The 15,594-nt window shown below is 72.1% G+C and carries 12 protein-coding genes; 7 read left to right on the top strand and 5 right to left on the bottom strand.

Going from position 1 to position 15,594, the window contains the following annotated elements; genetic code table 11:
* Positions 1–95: 95 nt before the first annotated feature.
* Both ispG and dxr read right to left on the bottom strand, forming a co-directional pair.
* Positions 96–1,265 carry a flavodoxin-dependent (E)-4-hydroxy-3-methylbut-2-enyl-diphosphate synthase gene (ispG, locus tag ACIBP6_RS23585; protein WP_132621290.1) on the bottom strand — a complete coding sequence of 390 codons (1,170 nt, stop codon included), beginning with the start codon at positions 1,263–1,265 and terminating at the stop codon, positions 96–98.
* A gap of 38 nt (positions 1,266–1,303) precedes the next feature.
* On the bottom strand, positions 1,304–2,494 hold the full coding sequence (dxr, locus tag ACIBP6_RS23580) for a 1-deoxy-D-xylulose-5-phosphate reductoisomerase (RefSeq protein WP_397055323.1): 1,191 nt from the start codon (positions 2,492–2,494) through the stop codon (positions 1,304–1,306).
* Positions 2,495–2,689: 195 nt separating this feature from the next.
* Here dxr and ACIBP6_RS23575 point away from each other — a divergent pair, with 195 nt between their 5' ends.
* The 4 genes from ACIBP6_RS23575 to ACIBP6_RS23560 all read left to right on the top strand — a co-directional run bounded on the left by ACIBP6_RS23575 (position 2,690) and on the right by ACIBP6_RS23560 (position 7,466).
* Entirely contained in the window at positions 2,690–3,691 is a 1,002-nt protein-coding gene (locus tag ACIBP6_RS23575; RefSeq protein WP_397055322.1) for a peptidase, read from the top strand.
* A gap of 55 nt (positions 3,692–3,746) precedes the next feature.
* Positions 3,747–4,826 (top strand): trypsin-like serine peptidase, encoded by a 1,080-nt coding sequence (locus ACIBP6_RS23570; RefSeq protein ID WP_397055320.1) that lies wholly within the window; start codon positions 3,747–3,749, stop codon positions 4,824–4,826.
* A 126-nt stretch (positions 4,827–4,952) separates the two neighbouring features.
* Complete coding sequence (locus ACIBP6_RS23565) at positions 4,953–6,551, top strand: alpha/beta hydrolase (RefSeq protein ID WP_397055318.1); 1,599 nt, start codon at positions 4,953–4,955, stop codon at positions 6,549–6,551.
* 72 nt (positions 6,552–6,623) lie between these two features.
* The gene (locus tag ACIBP6_RS23560; RefSeq protein WP_397055390.1) at positions 6,624–7,466 is read left to right on the top strand and encodes a GNAT family N-acetyltransferase; all 843 of its coding nucleotides are present in this window, start codon (positions 6,624–6,626) and stop codon (positions 7,464–7,466) included.
* Between the two features lie 27 nt (positions 7,467–7,493).
* Here the strand turns inward: ACIBP6_RS23560 and ACIBP6_RS23555 are convergent, their stop codons facing one another.
* A complete protein-coding gene (locus tag ACIBP6_RS23555) occupies positions 7,494–7,871 on the bottom strand; it encodes a DUF3037 domain-containing protein (protein ID WP_397055316.1) in 378 nt (125 codons plus the stop codon).
* Complete coding sequence (locus tag ACIBP6_RS23550) at positions 7,868–8,680, bottom strand: HipA family kinase (RefSeq protein WP_397055314.1); 813 nt, start codon at positions 8,678–8,680, stop codon at positions 7,868–7,870. The genes ACIBP6_RS23555 and ACIBP6_RS23550 overlap by 4 nt, the downstream gene beginning before the upstream one ends.
* A 127-nt stretch (positions 8,681–8,807) precedes the next feature.
* On the opposite strand from ACIBP6_RS23550, the gene ACIBP6_RS23545 reads away from it, so the two are divergent.
* From ACIBP6_RS23545 to ACIBP6_RS23535, 3 genes are all read left to right on the top strand, one after another.
* Positions 8,808–10,490 carry a serine/threonine-protein kinase gene (locus ACIBP6_RS23545; protein ID WP_397055312.1) on the top strand — a complete coding sequence of 561 codons (1,683 nt, stop codon included), beginning with the start codon at positions 8,808–8,810 and terminating at the stop codon, positions 10,488–10,490.
* Between the two features lie 108 nt (positions 10,491–10,598).
* Positions 10,599–12,881, top strand: coding sequence for a protein kinase domain-containing protein (locus tag ACIBP6_RS23540; RefSeq protein ID WP_397055310.1), 2,283 nt, complete (start codon positions 10,599–10,601; stop codon positions 12,879–12,881).
* Between the two features lie 178 nt (positions 12,882–13,059).
* Complete coding sequence (locus tag ACIBP6_RS23535; protein ID WP_397055308.1) at positions 13,060–13,221, top strand: DUF6203 family protein; 162 nt, start codon at positions 13,060–13,062, stop codon at positions 13,219–13,221.
* Positions 13,222–13,578: 357 nt separating this feature from the next.
* Here the strand turns inward: ACIBP6_RS23535 and ACIBP6_RS23530 are convergent, their stop codons facing one another.
* Complete coding sequence (locus tag ACIBP6_RS23530; protein ID WP_397055306.1) at positions 13,579–15,579, bottom strand: hypothetical protein; 2,001 nt, start codon at positions 15,577–15,579, stop codon at positions 13,579–13,581.
* Positions 15,580–15,594 lie beyond the last annotated feature (15 nt).

Below are 15,594 nucleotides of genomic sequence, written 5' to 3'. Positions count from 1 at the left end.
CGACACGAGAGGGCGTGGCCGTGCGGCGGCCACGCCCTCTCGTCGTGTTCCGGCAGATCGTGTTTCGGCTGTCCTGTGTTTCAGTTGACCGTGTTTCAGCTGACCGTGACGACCGGGCCCGCGGGGGTGTCGTCGTCGAGGTCGACCTCGACGCCCATCTCCTCGGCCAGGCGCAGGGCCTCTTCGATCAGGGTCTCGACGATCTGCGACTCGGGCACGGTCTTGATGACCTCGCCCTTGACGAAGATCTGGCCCTTGCCGTTTCCCGAGGCCACGCCGAGGTCGGCCTCGCGGGCCTCGCCGGGGCCGTTGACGACGCAGCCCATGACGGCCACCCGCAGCGGCACCTTCAGCCCCTCCAGGCCCGCCTGGACCTGCTCGGCCAGCGTGTAGACGTCGACCTGCGCCCGCCCGCACGACGGGCAGGAGACGATCTCCAGACCGCGCTCGCGCAGGCCCAGCGACTCGAGGATCTGGGCGCCGACCTTGACCTCCTCGACCGGAGGAGCCGACAGGGAGACCCGGATCGTGTCGCCGATGCCCTCGGCCAGCAGCGCGCCGAACGCCACCGCGCTCTTGATCGTGCCCTGGAAGGCCGGGCCCGCCTCGGTGACGCCGAGGTGGAGCGGATAGTCGCACTGCTGGGCCAGCAGGCGGTAGGCGTTGATCATCACGACCGGGTCGTTGTGCTTGACCGAGATCTTGATGTCGCGGAAGCCGTGCTCCTCGAACAGCGAGCACTCCCACAGCGCCGACTCCACGAGCGCCTCGGGCGTGGCCTTGCCGTATTTCTGCAGCAAGCGGGGGTCGAGCGAGCCGGCGTTGACCCCGATGCGGATCGGCACGCCGTGGTCGGCCGCCGCCCGGGCGATCTCGCCCACCTTGTCATCGAACTTCTTGATGTTGCCGGGATTGACCCGGACGGCCGCGCAGCCCGCCTCGATCGCGGCGAAGACGTACTTCGGCTGGAAGTGGATGTCGGCGATGACCGGGATCTGCGACTTCTTCGCGATGATGGGCAGCGCGTCCGCGTCGTCCTGCGACGGCACGGCCACGCGGACGATCTGGCAGCCGGACGCCGTCAGCTCGGCGATCTGCTGCAGGGTGGCGTTGACGTCGGCCGTGACGGTGGTCGTCATCGACTGCACGGAAACGGGGGCGTCACCGCCCACGGGCACGCTGCCCACCATGATCTGGCGGGAACGGCGGCGTTCGGCGAGGGGTTTGGGGCGGACCGTCGGGATGCCGAGAGCTACAGAAGACATTTCAACCCTTACTTGACGACGCTTTTCAGTGTAGGCACCTAGCCGGAATGCGCGGCGGTCAGCTCCGCGGCCCGGGCGCGGGCCCAGGCGTCGGCGGCCAGGACCTCCTCGACGGAGTCTGCCGGGGTCACCTGGTGTTCTTCGACGACCTGGGCGACCGTGTCGACGATGCCCAGGAACGGCAGCCCGCCCCGCAGGAACGCCTCCAGGCACGCCTCGTTGGCGGCGTTGTAGACGGCGGGCGCGGTGCCGCCCTCGCCGCCGACGTGTCTGGCCAGGGCGACCGAGGGGAACGCGGCGTCGTCGAGCGGCTCGAACGTCCAGGTGTGGGCCTTGGTCCAGTCGATCGGCGGGGCGGCGCCGGGCAGCCGGCGGGGATGGCCGAGCGCGAGCGCGATCGGCAGCCGCATGTCGGGTGGGCTGGCCTGCGCGATGGTCGAGCCGTCGACGTATTCGACCATGGAATGGATGATCGACTGCGGGTGGACGACGACCTCGATGCGGTCGAAGCCGAGGTCGAACAGCAGGTGGGCCTCGATCACCTCGAGCCCTTTGTTGACCAGGGTCGCGGAGTTGATCGTGATGAACGGCCCCATCGACCAGGTCGGGTGGGCCAGCGCCATCTCGGGCGTGACGTCGGCCATCTCCTCGCGCTTCATGCCGCGGAACGGCCCGCCGCTGGCGGTGATCACCAGCTGCCTGACGCACGAGGGGTCGTAGCCGTCGGGGCCCGCGGCCCACAGGCACTGCTGCACCGCGGAGTGCTCGGAGTCGACCGGGACGATCTGGCCGGGCTTGGCCAGCCGTTTCACCAGCGGGCCGCCGATGATCAGCGACTCCTTGTTGGCCAGCGCCAGCGTGCGGCCGGCCTGCAGCGCCACCAGCGTGGAGGTCAGGCCGAGCGCGCCGGTGATGCCGTTGAGCACGATGTCGCACGGCCGGCCGGCCACCTCGGCGACGCCGTCGGCGCCGGCGAGCACCTCGGGGTGGACACCCCGCGCCGCCAGCGCCTCCTTCAGCGCGGGCACGGTCGCGGGGTCGGCCACCGCCACGACCTCGACACCGAAGTCGGCGGCCTGCCGGGCCAGCAGGTCGATCTTGCCGCCGCCGGCCGCGAGCCCCGCGACCCGGAAGCCGCCGGGGTTGGCGGCGATGACGTCGAGGGCCTGGGTGCCGATCGAGCCGGTGGAGCCGAGCACGACCACCGAGCGGAGGGTCTCTTGATGCACCCGTCCATTGTCCCCGCTCGGCGGCGCGCTCGGGCACCGGGCCGCCCGCGTCCCGAAATCCCTTCCTCGTGTGACGTGAGATAAGCCAGTGAGTTTATGTCGGAATGCAGCTATATCCGAATAAGCAAATCCTGAGAAATCGGGATATTGGGGCCGCTACCTTCCATGCCCATGTCCAGTTTCGGGAGGTACGTAATGCACCGCAAAGTCGTCCTGGTTTCCGTCGCCGCGCTCGCCGCGCTGATTCCCGCAGGTGGGGCGCGGGCCACCGTGGAAGGGCCCGCCGAGGCGCGGCCGAAGCCCGTCCAGCAGGCCGCCGCAGACACGCCCACGGAACGGCGGCAGGTCGTGACGTACTGGACGGAGGGCCGGATGGAGGCGGCCCAGCCGCTGGACGCGCCCGCCCCCAAGCAGGGCGCAGCGGGTCTGTCGGCCGACGAGCCCGCCAAGGGCACGCCGTGGACCGCTCCACCCACCCGCAGCCGCGGCGGCGTGGAGACGCAGGCCGCCCGGAGCTCGGGCGCGCCGTGGACCAGCGGCGGCGCGGTGACGCGCACCACGGGCCGGGTCTTCTTCACCACGCAGGGGCGTAACTCCTCGTGTTCCGGCACGGCGGTGACCAGCGCCAACAAGAGCGTCGTGCTCACCGCCGGCCACTGCGTGAAGCTGAACGGCGCCTTCCACACGAACTGGGTGTTCGTCCCCGGCTACGCGGGCGGCAACCGGCCGTTCGGCACCTGGGCCGCCACCCGGCTGCTGACCACGCAGCAGTGGAACGCCCGCGAGGACATCAACTTCGACGTCGCCGCCGCCATCGTCGCGCCGCTGAACGGCAAGTCGCTGACCGACGTCGTCGGCGGCCAGGGCGTGGCCTTCAACCAGCCGCGCGGCCGCCAGATGCACGCCTTCGGCTACCCCGCGGCGGCGCCGTACGACGGGTCGCGGCTGATCTACTGCAGCGGGCGCACCTTCGACGACGTCCTCATGAGCGACGACCTCGGCCTGACCTGCAACATGACGGGCGGATCGAGCGGCGGCCCGTGGATGCTGAATTTCACCGAATCGACCGGTCTCGGCACGCAGAATTCCGTCAACAGTTTCAAATACAACTTCGCTCCCAACTGGATGTTCGGCCCCTATTTCGGGAACGAGGCCCAGGCCGTCTACCAGTCGGCTCAGAGCGCCAACGCACTCTGAGAAATTTACCGAAAGTAGTCACAAGAACACATCCTGTAGTGCACACTCGGGGGGCATGACCCTGAGCACCCCCCTGCTTGCGGCCGTCCCGCTCCTGGCGGGGCTGATCGGACCCGCGCTGCTCGGCGCGGCTCCGGGCCGGCAGCAGGCCGAACAACCGGCCGTCGCGCCCGCTCACGGGCTCGCTCATCGGGCCGAGCACAGCGACGTCGTCGAGCACGTCGCCGCGCGCACCGTCGCCGACCAGCGGCGCGTGCTCGACTACTGGACGCCGGAACGCATGGCCAAGGCCCTGCCCATCGGCCTGCTCGACGTCGTCACGGGCGAGCGCGGCCTCACCGGCCAGGTAGCCCGGCTGCTGCCCGACCTGTCGGGCGGGCGGTCCGACCTGGCCGTCCCGCGCGAGCTGATGGGCTCCAACCGGCTGACCGGGGCCCGCCCCGACACCAGCACGGCCGGGTCCCGCTGGATGACGGGCGGCCTGGTGTCCAGGACCACAGGCCGGGTGTTCCTCACCGTGTCGGGCGCCGACTTCGTCTGCTCGGCCAGCACGATCAGGAGCGCCAACCGCGACGTCGTGGTCACCGCGGGCCACTGCGTCAAGGACGGCGCCGGCGCCTGGGCCGCCAACTGGACGTTCGTCCCCGGGTACGGCACGGCCGGAGCGCACCCGTACGGGAAGTACACCGCCCGGCGCATGTTCGTCGCGAGCCCCTGGTCACGCAGCGGCGACGACAACTACGACGTCGGCATGGTCGTCCTGAACACCTCGCGCGGCCGGCACGTCGCCGACGTGGTGGGCGCGCAGGAGATCGCGTTCAACACCGGGCGCGGGGGGCAGGTGTTCGGCTTCGGCTACCCCGCCGACCCGCCGTACGACGGCACCCGTCTGGTCTACTGCGCGGGCCGGCTCCGGGCGGACCCCCACCGCCAGACGCGCGACCAGGGACTGGGCTGCGCCATGACGGCGGGCTCCAGCGGCGGGCCGTGGATGACCAGGTTCGACCCGGCCACCGGCAGGGGCAGGATCACGTCGGTGAGCAGCTTCAAGTACAGCGACGACCGGCGCACGATGTACGGCCCCTACTTCGGCGACGTCGTCAAGGCGCTGTACGACAACGCGCAACGCGCCTGACCTGAGCCGGCCGCCACGCCCCGCCATGGAGCGATTACAGAATGGCAAGCATTTCCCCATACCCAGCGTCATGAGCCGGTTGCTCGCGGGAGCATCACAGGGCCTTATGACAGGGAAGGGGGCCGGGTGAAGCGACTAGTTGGGGTCGTCGCCGGAATGGCGGTGCTCGTGGCCGGAGTCGGGAGCGCGGACGGGACGGCGGTGGCCGGCGGGGTCAGAGCGGTGCCGTCCGTGACGGGCTGGGGGCCGTGCCCCGAGCGCGACGGACAGCCGGTGCCGGAGGAGGTCGAGTGCGCCACGCTGCGCGTGCCGCTCGACTACCGCGAGCCCATGGGACACCAGATCAAGATCGCGATCAACCGGGTCAGGGCCAAGGTCTCCAGGGACGCCAACCACCTCGGCACCCTGCTCATCAATCCCGGCGGGCCGGGAGCCTCCGGGCGTGACCTGACCCGGTTCGTGGCCGCGTCCCTGCCGGCGGACGTGCGGGCCCGCTACGACATCGTGGGCTTCGACCCGCGCGGCGTCGGAGCGAGCGAGCCGTCGCTGCGCTGCGTGGACCCGGCCACGTACTACCGGCCGCCGCGGCCCGACGCGGTGCCGCGGGGACAGGCCGACGAGCGGGTGCTGCTCGGCCGGGCCGAGGCGTACGCCGGCCGCTGCGGCAACCTGTGGTCCTGGCTGCTGCCGCACCTGACCACGGCGAACTCCGCCCGCGACATGGACCGCATCCGCGCCGCCCTGGGCGAGGAGCAGATCAGCTACCTCGGCTACTCCTACGGCACCTACCTCGGGGCCGTCTACGCCACGCTCTTCCCGCAGCGGGTCAAGCGGCTGGTGATGGACAGCTCCGTCGACCCCGGCGCGGTCTGGTACGCGTCGAACCTGCGGCAGAACGTCTCCTTCGAGCGCCGCCACCGCCAGTTCCTCGCCTGGGTCGCCCGGCACCACTCCGCCTACAAGCTGGGCAGGACGGCCGAGCAGACGTCGTTCGCCTTCTACGCGATGCGCGAGCGGCTGGGCGCCCGCCCGGCCGGCGGGGTCGTCGGGCCGAGTGAGCTCGACGACACCTTCTCCTTCGCGAGCTACACCGACAAGGTCTGGCCGCAGTTCGCCCAGGCCTGGTCGTCGTACGTGCGCGACGGCGACGTCGACGGACTGGTCGACGTCTACACCAAGCACGGCAGCAACGACGCCAAGGACGAGAACGGCTACGCCGTCTACCTGGGCGTGCAGTGCAGCGACGCCCCCTGGCCGCGCCGGTGGGACAAGTGGCGGGCCGACATGACCAGGATGCACCGCGAGGCGCCGTTCATGACCTGGCCGAACGCCTGGTACAACGCCCCGTGCGCGTTCTGGCCGGTGCGCGGCGGCACGCCCGTCGAGGTCAAGGCGTCGCCGAAGTTGCCGCCGTTCCTCATCCTGCAGTCCCGCCACGACGCCGCGACGCCGTACCGCGGGGCGCTGGCGATGGCGAAGCGGTTCCCCCGCGCGCGCATGGTCCTGGAACAGGGCGGCAACCACGGGGTGTCGCTGGCCGGCAACCAGTGCGTGGACCGGCACCTGGCCGCGTACCTGAGGGACGGCTCGCTGCCGCCGCGCGACGCCACGTGCGCCGCCTCACCCGCGCCTCGCCCGGCGGCCCGCATGGCGTCGGCGCAGCGGATGGAGACACCCGAACTGCTCGGCGTCCTGGGGGTGCTCGGGTCGCTCATCGGGAGATGATGTCAAGAAACGGTTACCGCGGGCAGCGCCAGATGAGCTAATCGGTAACCCTTCGCGTAGTCTGACCGTGTGATGCTGCGTACATCGGCGTCGCGCGTGCTCGACGACAACGACCGGGACGAGGTTCTCGCGCTGCTGGACAGCGACCCGGTCGCCAACGTCTTCGTCGCCTCCCGAGTGCGGGCCGTCGGACTCAACCCGGCGAGGCTGGGCGGGCAGATGTGGGGGTTCGGGCCGCGCGGTGGCCTCGTGTCACTCTGTTACGCCGGGGCCAACATGGTGCCGGTCAACGCCGGTCCAGAGGCCGTGCACGCCTTCGCCGACCGCGCCCGCAAGCAGGGACGGCGCTGCTCGTCCATCGTCGGGCCGGTCGACGCGGTCTCCCTGCTGTGGGAGCGCCTGGAGCCCCACTGGGGGCGCGCCCGCGCCATCCGCTGGGCGCAGCCCGTCATGGCGACGTCGCACAAGGCGCCGGTCCCCGCCGACCCGCTGGTGCGGCGGGCCCGGCCGGAGGAGTTCGACATCCTGCTGCCGGCGTGCGTGGCCATGTTCACCGAGGAAGTCGGCGTCTCGCCGAACCTCGGTGACGGCGGCGCCCTGTACCGCACGCGGGTGGCCGAGCTGATCCGCATCGGACGCTCCTACGCCCGGATCGACGACGGGCGGGTGGTGTTCAAGGCAGAGATCGGGGCCGTGACGCCGTACGCCTGCCAGATCCAGGGCGTCTGGGTCGACCCCGAGCTGCGCGGCCGGGGGCACGCCGTGGCCGGGATGGCCGCCGTGGTGGAGGCCGCGCTGAGCTGCTTCGCCCCGATCGTCACGCTCTACGTCAACGACTTCAACACCTCGGCGCGCGCGGTCTACCGCAAGGTGGGCTTCCGCGAGGTCGACACGTTCATGTCGGTGCTGTTCTAGAGACCCGTTGTGGAGACGGGTGCTGTTCTAGAGACGTACGAGCTTGTCGAAGAGGCGGGCCAGCTCCGTGTCGGGGTCGGCGGTGAGGCCCGCGTGCACCGGGCTCGTCTGCACGATCGTGCTGCGCGGCGCCGTCAGCCAGCGGAACCTGCCGCCGAGCGGCTCGCCCGCCAGTGGCCCGGGCTCGTCGCCGCAGGCCAGCTCGTACGCGCTGAGCGCCCGGCAGATGCCGTCGACGTCGGCGTGCGGGTCGAGGGCGCGCAGCCGGGCCGGGTCGAGCTCGACGCGGGCGCACAGGTAGTCGCGCGGCTGGCAGTAGAGCAGCACGCCGGCGTTGATCAGCTCGCCGCGCTCGACCTTGGGCACCACGCGGATCACCGCGTACTCGTAGACGTCCCTGCTCATCGGGGGCCTCCCCGCCAGAACTCGCCGACCGACCCGGGGCCCGCCTTCGGCGTCTCGCGCTGCTGGGCGCGCACCAGCCACTCGCGCGGCCCGTGCGCCCTTCGCAGCAGATGGCCGACGTACGCCTCGCGCACCTCGCCCGGCGCGGCGAAGCCCGGCTCGCCGTCCAGCCACTCGTCGGGCACCAGCGCCGTCACCGTCTCCAGCAGCTCCCGGGTGATCTGCCCGGCCAGCTCCGCGCCCGCCGCCTCGACGTCCGCGGCGAAGGGGGCGAGCACGTGGTCGCCCGCGTCGAACGGCCGCTGCGGGTCGGCGGTCTTCCAGTTGTGGTGGAACCACAGCGCGGCGCCGTGGTCGATCAGCCACGTGTCGCGGTGCCAGACCAGCAGGTTGGGGTTGCGCCAGCTGCGGTCGATGTTGTGGATGAGGCCGTCGAACCACACCACCCGCGCCGCGAACCGCGGATCGGCCACCCACGCCAGCGGCTCGAACCCGAGTGCGCCGGGCAGGAAGTCGACCGCCAGGTTGAGCCCCGTGCTGGCCTTGAGCAGGTCCTGCACCTCTTCGTCGGGCTCGCGGACGCCGAGCTGCGGGTCGAGGTCGATGAGCTTGAGCTCAGGGGTCCTGAACCCGAGCCTCCGGCCCAGCTCGGCGGCGATGATCTCGGCGACCAGCACCCGCCGCCCCTGGCCCGCCTCGCGGAACTTCACCACGTAGGTGCCGAGGTCGTCGGCCTCGACGACGCCCGGCAGCGACCCGCCCTCCCGCAGCGGGGTCACGTAGCGGGTGGCGGCGATCCTTTCCAGCACGAGACGAGGCTATCGCCCTCCGGGAGGTCCGGCGGCAGGCGTTCGTGACGGTCCCCGCTCCGGTGTGGCCGCTTGAGCGTTGGGCGGTTGGTCGGCGCTCTTGAGGGCGTGGGCATAATGGGGGCATATGTCCGAGCTTCGCGCCGATGACCCTCGGCAACTGGGGGCGTACCGGCTGACACGCAGGCTCGGCCAAGGGGGCCAGGGCGTCGTCTACCTCGGTCACTCGCCCCAAGGGGCGCAGGTCGCCGTCAAGCTCCTGCACGCCAGCCTGTCCGACGACCCCTCCGTGCGGCGCCGGTTCCTCCGCGAGGTCGAGGCGGTCCGGCGGGTGGCGGCGTTCTGCACGGCGCAGCTGCTCGACGCCGACCTCGACGGCGACCGTCCTTACCTGGTGAGCGAGTACGTCGAGGGGCCGTCGCTGCGCGAGCTCGTGCTCAGCCAGGGGCCGCGGCGGGGCGGGTCGCTCGACCGGCTCGCCATCGGCACCGCCACCGCGCTGGGAGCGATCCACCGGGCCGGGGTGGTGCACCGCGACTTCAAACCGGGCAATGTGCTGCTCGGGCTGGACGGGCCCCGGGTGATCGACTTCGGGGTGTCCCGGCTCAAGGACTCCACCGCCTCCACCGGGCACCTGCCGATGGGGACGCCCGCGTACATGGCGCCCGAACGGATCAAGGGCGAGCCCGCGGGTCCGGCGACGGACCTGTGGGCGTGGGGCCTGACCATGGTGTTCACGGCCACGGGACGGAACGCGTACGGTGGGGGCACGTACCAGGAGGTGCTGGCGCGCGTCCTGTACGGGCGGCCGGACGTGGGCGCGCTGACCGGCAGGCTGCGCGAGATCGTGGAGGCGTGCCTGGCACCCGAGCCGGGGGACCGGCCGGACGCTGAAGAGGTGCTGCGGCTGCTGCTGGGGCAGGACCGGATCGGGCCGGACGTGCTGACCTCGGGCGCGATGGTCGCCATCGGCGCCTCCGCCGCTCCTGGCCCTGACGCCGCTGGAACCGGGGGCTCTGGGGCGGCCGCGCCTGACACGAGCGGGGCCGGTGCGGCCGGGGATGCGGCCCACGAGTCCGGGTCCGATGGCGCGGACCTCGATGCGACCGAACCGTTCCAGGCGGACTTCAGCGTGCCCGGCGATGGTGAGAGTCGCTTCACCGATGACGATGCCGACGTCACTCAGGTCGCTCCTCGCGGCGCCCGCCCCACCGGGTCGGCGGCGGGGGACGCAGCACCGGCGCGCGTGGAGGATGCCGGGCTCGACGCCGACGGCGGGGAAACCGGTGGGGTCGAGCGCGAAGGTGTTGACGTCACCGCCGCGTTCTCCGGATGCGCCGGTCGTGGACCGGGTGGGTCTGACGGCGACGGGGCTGGGGAGGCCGGGGATGCCGACACGACTGTTCCGGTTCCTCCCGCGTCCGGCGCCGGTGGTGAGGACTCCGGGCCGGTGATCACCGATCCTGACCCCACGACGAGCTTTCCCGCGATCACCGGCCGGGAACGGCCCTTCCCCGCGAGCGCCCAGCCCCCGGCCGGTGGCGGAGCATCGGACAGAGGATCATCCGTCGGGGGGCGCCGGATGGTCCTCGTCGCCGCGATCGCGGTGGTCGTGGTGGTGGCCGGACTGCTGCTCTGGCTGCGCGCCGCGCACGGATCCGTAGCGGAAGGGGCGTGGACGGGCTCAGGCGAGACGACCACCGCCCCGGTCGTGCCGCGGTTCGGCGAGGCCGACCGGACGGTCATCAAGGTGACGCGCGCGGGTGAGGAAGAAGTGACGTATTCGGGCACGGTCTCCAGCGCCGCGTGACCTGCCGTGTCACGGTCAGGCCGCGATTGCCCTGCGCACCGTTGACTGTTCGCGCGCGGTTGCTTTCAGTAGAGAGCAGAAAGGGTGGCGGCGAGGGGAGGCGCTCCCGTGCCAACGGCGCAGCCGCTCAGGACGGGGGACCCGCATCGGCTCGGGGAGTACGAACTGTCCGGACGCCTGGGTGAGGGTGGACAGGGCACGGTGTACCTCGGTTCGCGGGGCGGTGAGACGTACGCGGTCAAACTGCTGCACGGGCCCGTGGGGGACGAGCAGGCGGCGTTCCTGCGGGAAGTGGAGCTGGCCAAGCATGTGGCGAGGTTCTGCACGGCCCAGGTGATCGACGCCGGGTTCGACGAGGGCCGGCCGTACATCGTGAGCGAGTACGTCGACGGCCCCTCCCTCCAGCGCGAGGTCGCCCTCACCGGGCCCCGGCGCGGCGGCGCGCTGGAACGCCTGGCCGTCAGCACGGCGACGGCGCTCACGGCCATCCACCGGGCCGGGATCGTGCACCGCGACTTCAAGCCGCAGAACGTGCTGCTCGGCTCGGACGGGCCGCGGGTGATCGACTTCGGGCTGGCCAAGGCGCTGGACGCGGCGGCGACGGTGAGCGGCCGGGGGGTGGGCACGCCGGCGTACATGGCGCCCGAGCAGATCACCGCCTCGGCGGTCACCGGCGCGGCGGACGTGTTCTCCTGGGGCGCGACGATGTGCTTCGCGGCCAACGCGTCGGCGCCGTTCGGGCAGGACTCCGTGGCGCCTGTGCTGCACCGCATCCTCACCGCGCCGCCCGAACTCGGCCGCCTCGACGGACGCCTGCGCACGCTCGTGGCGGCGTGCCTGGACAAGGACGCGCGCAACCGTCCGACCAGCAGGGAGCTGCTGTTCGAGCTGCTGGGGGAGTCGACCGGCGACGTGCCCGCGGAGGTGCTGCGCTCACCTCCGCCGCACATCCTGCGCGCTCCGGCGCCGCCGTTCGCGGTGCCGGAGCAGCGCTCACCGTACGGCCCCTCCGGTGCAGGCCCGCTCGCCGAACCCGAAGCGACCGGCACCCCGGGCGGTTACCGATTCACGGCCTCCGACCCTTCGCCGTCTGTCACGGATCCGGAACGTGCCAAAGCCTCCGATTCCCCGGACGCTGAGGGCTCCTCGCCCGACCGCCCCGGCCTTCACTCCGTCGGCGCCTGTTCGGACGGCAGCTGCCCGCTCGACACCGGCCCCATGGAGCACGCGTTCGGCGCCGGTCCTTCGGGCGGTGCGGCTGTGTTCGCCGTTGGTCTTTCGGGCGACGTGGGGGGATCCGGGGCTGAGGCCGGCGGTGCGGGCCGTACGGACATGGCGGGTGTCTTCGGGGGTGGGCCTTCGGGGAGTGCGGCGGGGGAGCGGACCACCAGGAGGTGGCCGACGGCGGCGATCGCGGTCTGCGCGGCGCTGCTGGTGACGGCGGGCGTCCTGCTGGCCGTGCTCGTCCCGCAACTGACCGGGGACGACTCCTCCCCGGCGGCCCAGGCGGCCGGACCCACGTTGCCCCCGGCGGCCGCGTCGGAGCCCGCGACACCGGAGCCGGCGACGTCCGAACCGGAACCGGCGAAACCCACGCCCGGCAAGTCCGACGAGGTGCGGGGGCCGCGCGAGTCCGCCAGTCAGCCACCGGTGGCACGACCGGTGACCGTCGCGATCCCGCCGCTGGCCGGCCTGGACAGAAAGGCGGCGACCAGGGCCATCAGGCAGGCCGGGCTGATGCCGGGCCTCGTCGCCGAGGTCGGCTCCACGCAGCCCGTCGGGCGGGTGCTGAGCAGCAAGCCCGCCGCGGGGGCGGCGGTTCCCCGGGGAAGTACGGTCTCGCTGCAGGTGTCGGCGGGCGTGGCGGTGCCCGCGGTGGCCGGCATGCAGCGCAAGGCCGCCGAGTCGACGCTGGCCGAGGCGGGCCTCAAGGCCGGCGGCGTCGACCGTACGTGCTCAGACAGACCCAACGGCCAGGTCATTTCCGCTGACCCCCGGGCAGGCACCCGCGTCTCCGGCGGCACCTCGGTGAGCCTCACCCTGGCCCGCCACGGCAGCACCGTCCCGGGCGTGGTGGGCCGTTCCGAGGCGGACGGCCGCGCGGCCCTGGCGGACGATGGCTTCCGGGTACGGTCGCGCGGAAAGGCCGTGGCGGACGAGTCGCAGGTCGGCACCATCCTGAGCCAGAGCATCGCAGGCGGCACCTGCGCCGAACCGCAAGCCTCCATCGTGATCACCGTCGGCGTCGCGGCCCAGACCGGCCCGGACCCGGGCGAAGAGCCCGACCCCGGCGAGGACCCCACCCCTGACCCCGGCGAAAGACCCGACCCCGGCGAAGTCCCCGCCCCGGACGCGGCCGCCGGGACCCCCGGCCACCTCCCCGGAGGGTGAACTCCTCATGGCCGGGCCTCCCGTCCTCCACCAAGAAGAACGGCCTCGCCGGCGCGGAGAACAGCCCCCACCCCGACTACCTGGAACGCGCACTGTCAGCGCGCCGGTCCACCGATCCAACGGGCCACTGGACACCCGGATATGCGTGCATGGCGCGCCACTGGGCAGTTGTGGCGGCATGAAGAACTTGCTCAAACTACTGGTGGCCCGCCGCCTGTCCGCTACGCCGATCGGCATGATCGCCCTGGGTGTCGGCTGGCTCATAGCCCGCCGCCGCAAACAGCGCCGGGCCGAACCGCAAACATCACGAAGCAGACGGCGGATGCCCGCCCACCGCTGATGCACCGTCCGCGCGCTGGAGGAGGCGGGTCACCCGGCGATGGCGGCGCGGCCAAGGAACTCCTCCATCGGGAAGGCATCGCCGGTGAGGAGCCCCGCGCCTCGGAGCAGAGCCGTCCAGTAGCGCTTGTTGCGGTAGAGGTCACCGATGTCCCGACCGCCGGCTTCCAGAGTTCCCTGAGCCGCTCGGTGAGCAGGGAGTCGTACGGGCCGGTGATGGGGGTGCCGGCCACGGGCAGCTGCCTTCTCCGAGGGCGCTGGAGAGCGATCTCCTTGTCGGAGATCAGAGCGTAACGCGCCGACCATGGAGCAGCCGCGTGGAGGTGCGACGCCTTTCTGCGCGGGTGATCCGGGGCGGTCAGCGCTTGCGTTTCCTGCCAGGGCTCTTGCGGCGGCCTCGGGCGCCTGGAGGTGTTGTGGGAACCAGGCGGAGGGGGTGGGGGCTGGTGGTGCGCAGGCGTTCCAGGACCAGGGTGCGCATTTCGTTCAGGCCCACGGTGTCGGGGTGGCCGGAGGAGACGATTGCCTCCAGGAGGTCGTACGCGTCGCGGCCTGCCATTGACGTGATCTGCTCCATGAGGCCGTCGGGGCCGGACAGTTCCAGGAGGGCCAGGAAGTTCTCAGCGCCCAACAGGAGGTGCTCGTGCTGGGTCAGGGACTCGGGGGTGAGGTCTCCCTGGTTCACGAGCATGCTCAGGACGGCGGAGCCGAGGATCGGGTCGTGGCGCAGCTCGGGGAGGAGCGTGCGGACCTCGGGAAGGGACTCGGTCACGACGTGCAGGAGGGCGGCGGTCCGGGTGCGGAAGGGGCAGTCGCGTACGGCCTGCAGCAACGCCGCTACGTCGTGACCCGGTTGGGCGAGCCAGCCCTTGAGCTCTGTGGTGGCGTCCTCGCGGGGGTAGTGCTGGGAGATCACGCCCAGGAGGCCGGCCGGGGACGCGGTGGCGAGCTCGCCGACGGCAGGGGCGTCGCGGCCGTCCGCCAGGAGGAGGTTACGGACGGCGTTCAGGCCGAGTGGCGTCAGGCCGGCCAGGAGGAGGTCTGGTTCCGCCAGGCGGGTGCGCAGGCGTTCGACGGTGTCCGGGGGTAGCTCTTGGTCCTCGTGGTCGAGGTCTGTGGCGTAGAGCGGGTCGGCGGGGCCGCGGGTCAGTTCCGCGGCGCCGAGGTCGGAGAGGACCTCGAAGGTGCGCCGGAGGTCTTCAGCGACCAGTTCGCGGCCCGGCGCGTCGTCGCCGCCCAGGAAGTAGGGGCTCAGGAAGTAGTCGCGGCAAGCGAGCCACACCGTCTCCTCCAGCCGGGCCACGGGCATGGCGTCGAGGCCGTACATCGAGTTGAGGATGTCGGGCAGCGTCTCCTGGAGCGAGCCCGCCAGCGCGGATTCGGCGGTGCAGACGGATCGGCCCAGCTCAGGGAGGGTCTCGAACGCGCGTTGCCACAGCTCGAAGGGGTTGCGGAGCAGCGGGGCCGCCTTGGCCACCTGGAGCAGGCGACCCTTGCTCGTGCGGATGAGACGCATCTTCTTCGCCCAGGTGAGGAGGAGGGTGACGTGGTGCAGCTCGGTGCTGCTACGGGCTTGGAGGCTCTCCTCGCCGGTGCCGAGGAGGGCGGCCAGGTCGCGGGCGTCGGCGAGGCGGAGGTGACCCGTCTTGGTCAGGGTGCGGCCGTCCGGGCCGATCCACTCCGTCAGGGCCACCAGGCGTCGTACGGTCTGGCTCCGGGCGGCGGCCTCCGCCAGGTCGGACTGCGGGGGGAGGGCGATGGGCGGCTGGACGAAGGCGCGTTCCTGGGGGAGGCCGGGGTGGCGGCCGGTGAGCCGGGCCTCCATGATCTCGTCGAGGACGTCCCGGTCGTAGGGGATCCGGCCGGCGTCGATGTCGCGGCGGAAGCGTTCGAAGGCGGGCGGGTCGGTCACGTCCACGCCGTGGTCGAGCGCCACCTGGAGCCAGAACTTCGCCAGGCCCTGGCGGGCCGGGTCGTCCAGGGCGTCGGGGAGCTCGGCGGCGGCGCGGTCGATCGCGGCCTCCGCGTCCTTGACGGTGGCGCCTCGGGGGTCGAGCAGGCCGGTCGCGTCGAGGTAGCGCAGGTACGTGCGCAGCACCTCCGGTGCGGTGTCGAGGACCTCTCTGTCAGCCACGAGCTGGGCCGGGACCCAGGCCAGGAGGAAGTGGCTGATCTCGGCGTCGTCCCAGTAGGCCAGGCGTCCGTCGCGGCTCTCGTGACGGGCGTCCACGGCGGCCTCCAGCAGCAGGCCGACGGCGGGTAGGCGGTGCTCGTCCGCCCAGGTGAGGCAGCGGCGGACGAGCAGGTCCTTGGCCGCCTCGAACTCGTCGGTCTCCTCCGGCTCGAACCAGGTGCGCAACAGGTGCTCCTCGCT

The sequence above is a fragment of the Nonomuraea terrae genome (assembly GCF_044465245.1).
GTDB lineage: Bacteria > Actinomycetota > Actinomycetes > Streptosporangiales > Streptosporangiaceae > Nonomuraea > Nonomuraea terrae.
The sequence above is the reverse complement of the archived record's forward strand: the minus strand, read 5'-3'. Positions and strand labels throughout refer to the sequence as shown.

Coding starts and splice junctions, on each gene's coding strand:
- ispG (WP_132621290.1), bottom strand. CDS start 1,265: ATGTCTTCTGTAGCTCTCGGCATCCCGACGGTCCGCCCCAAACCCCTC.
- ACIBP6_RS23575 (WP_397055322.1), top strand. CDS start 2,690: ATGCACCGCAAAGTCGTCCTGGTTTCCGTCGCCGCGCTCGCCGCGCTG.
- ACIBP6_RS23570 (WP_397055320.1), top strand. CDS start 3,747: ATGACCCTGAGCACCCCCCTGCTTGCGGCCGTCCCGCTCCTGGCGGGG.
- ACIBP6_RS23560 (WP_397055390.1), top strand. CDS start 6,624: ATGCTGCGTACATCGGCGTCGCGCGTGCTCGACGACAACGACCGGGAC.
- ACIBP6_RS23555 (WP_397055316.1), bottom strand. CDS start 7,871: ATGAGCAGGGACGTCTACGAGTACGCGGTGATCCGCGTGGTGCCCAAG.
- ACIBP6_RS23545 (WP_397055312.1), top strand. CDS start 8,808: ATGTCCGAGCTTCGCGCCGATGACCCTCGGCAACTGGGGGCGTACCGG.
- ACIBP6_RS23535 (WP_397055308.1), top strand. CDS start 13,060: ATGAAGAACTTGCTCAAACTACTGGTGGCCCGCCGCCTGTCCGCTACG.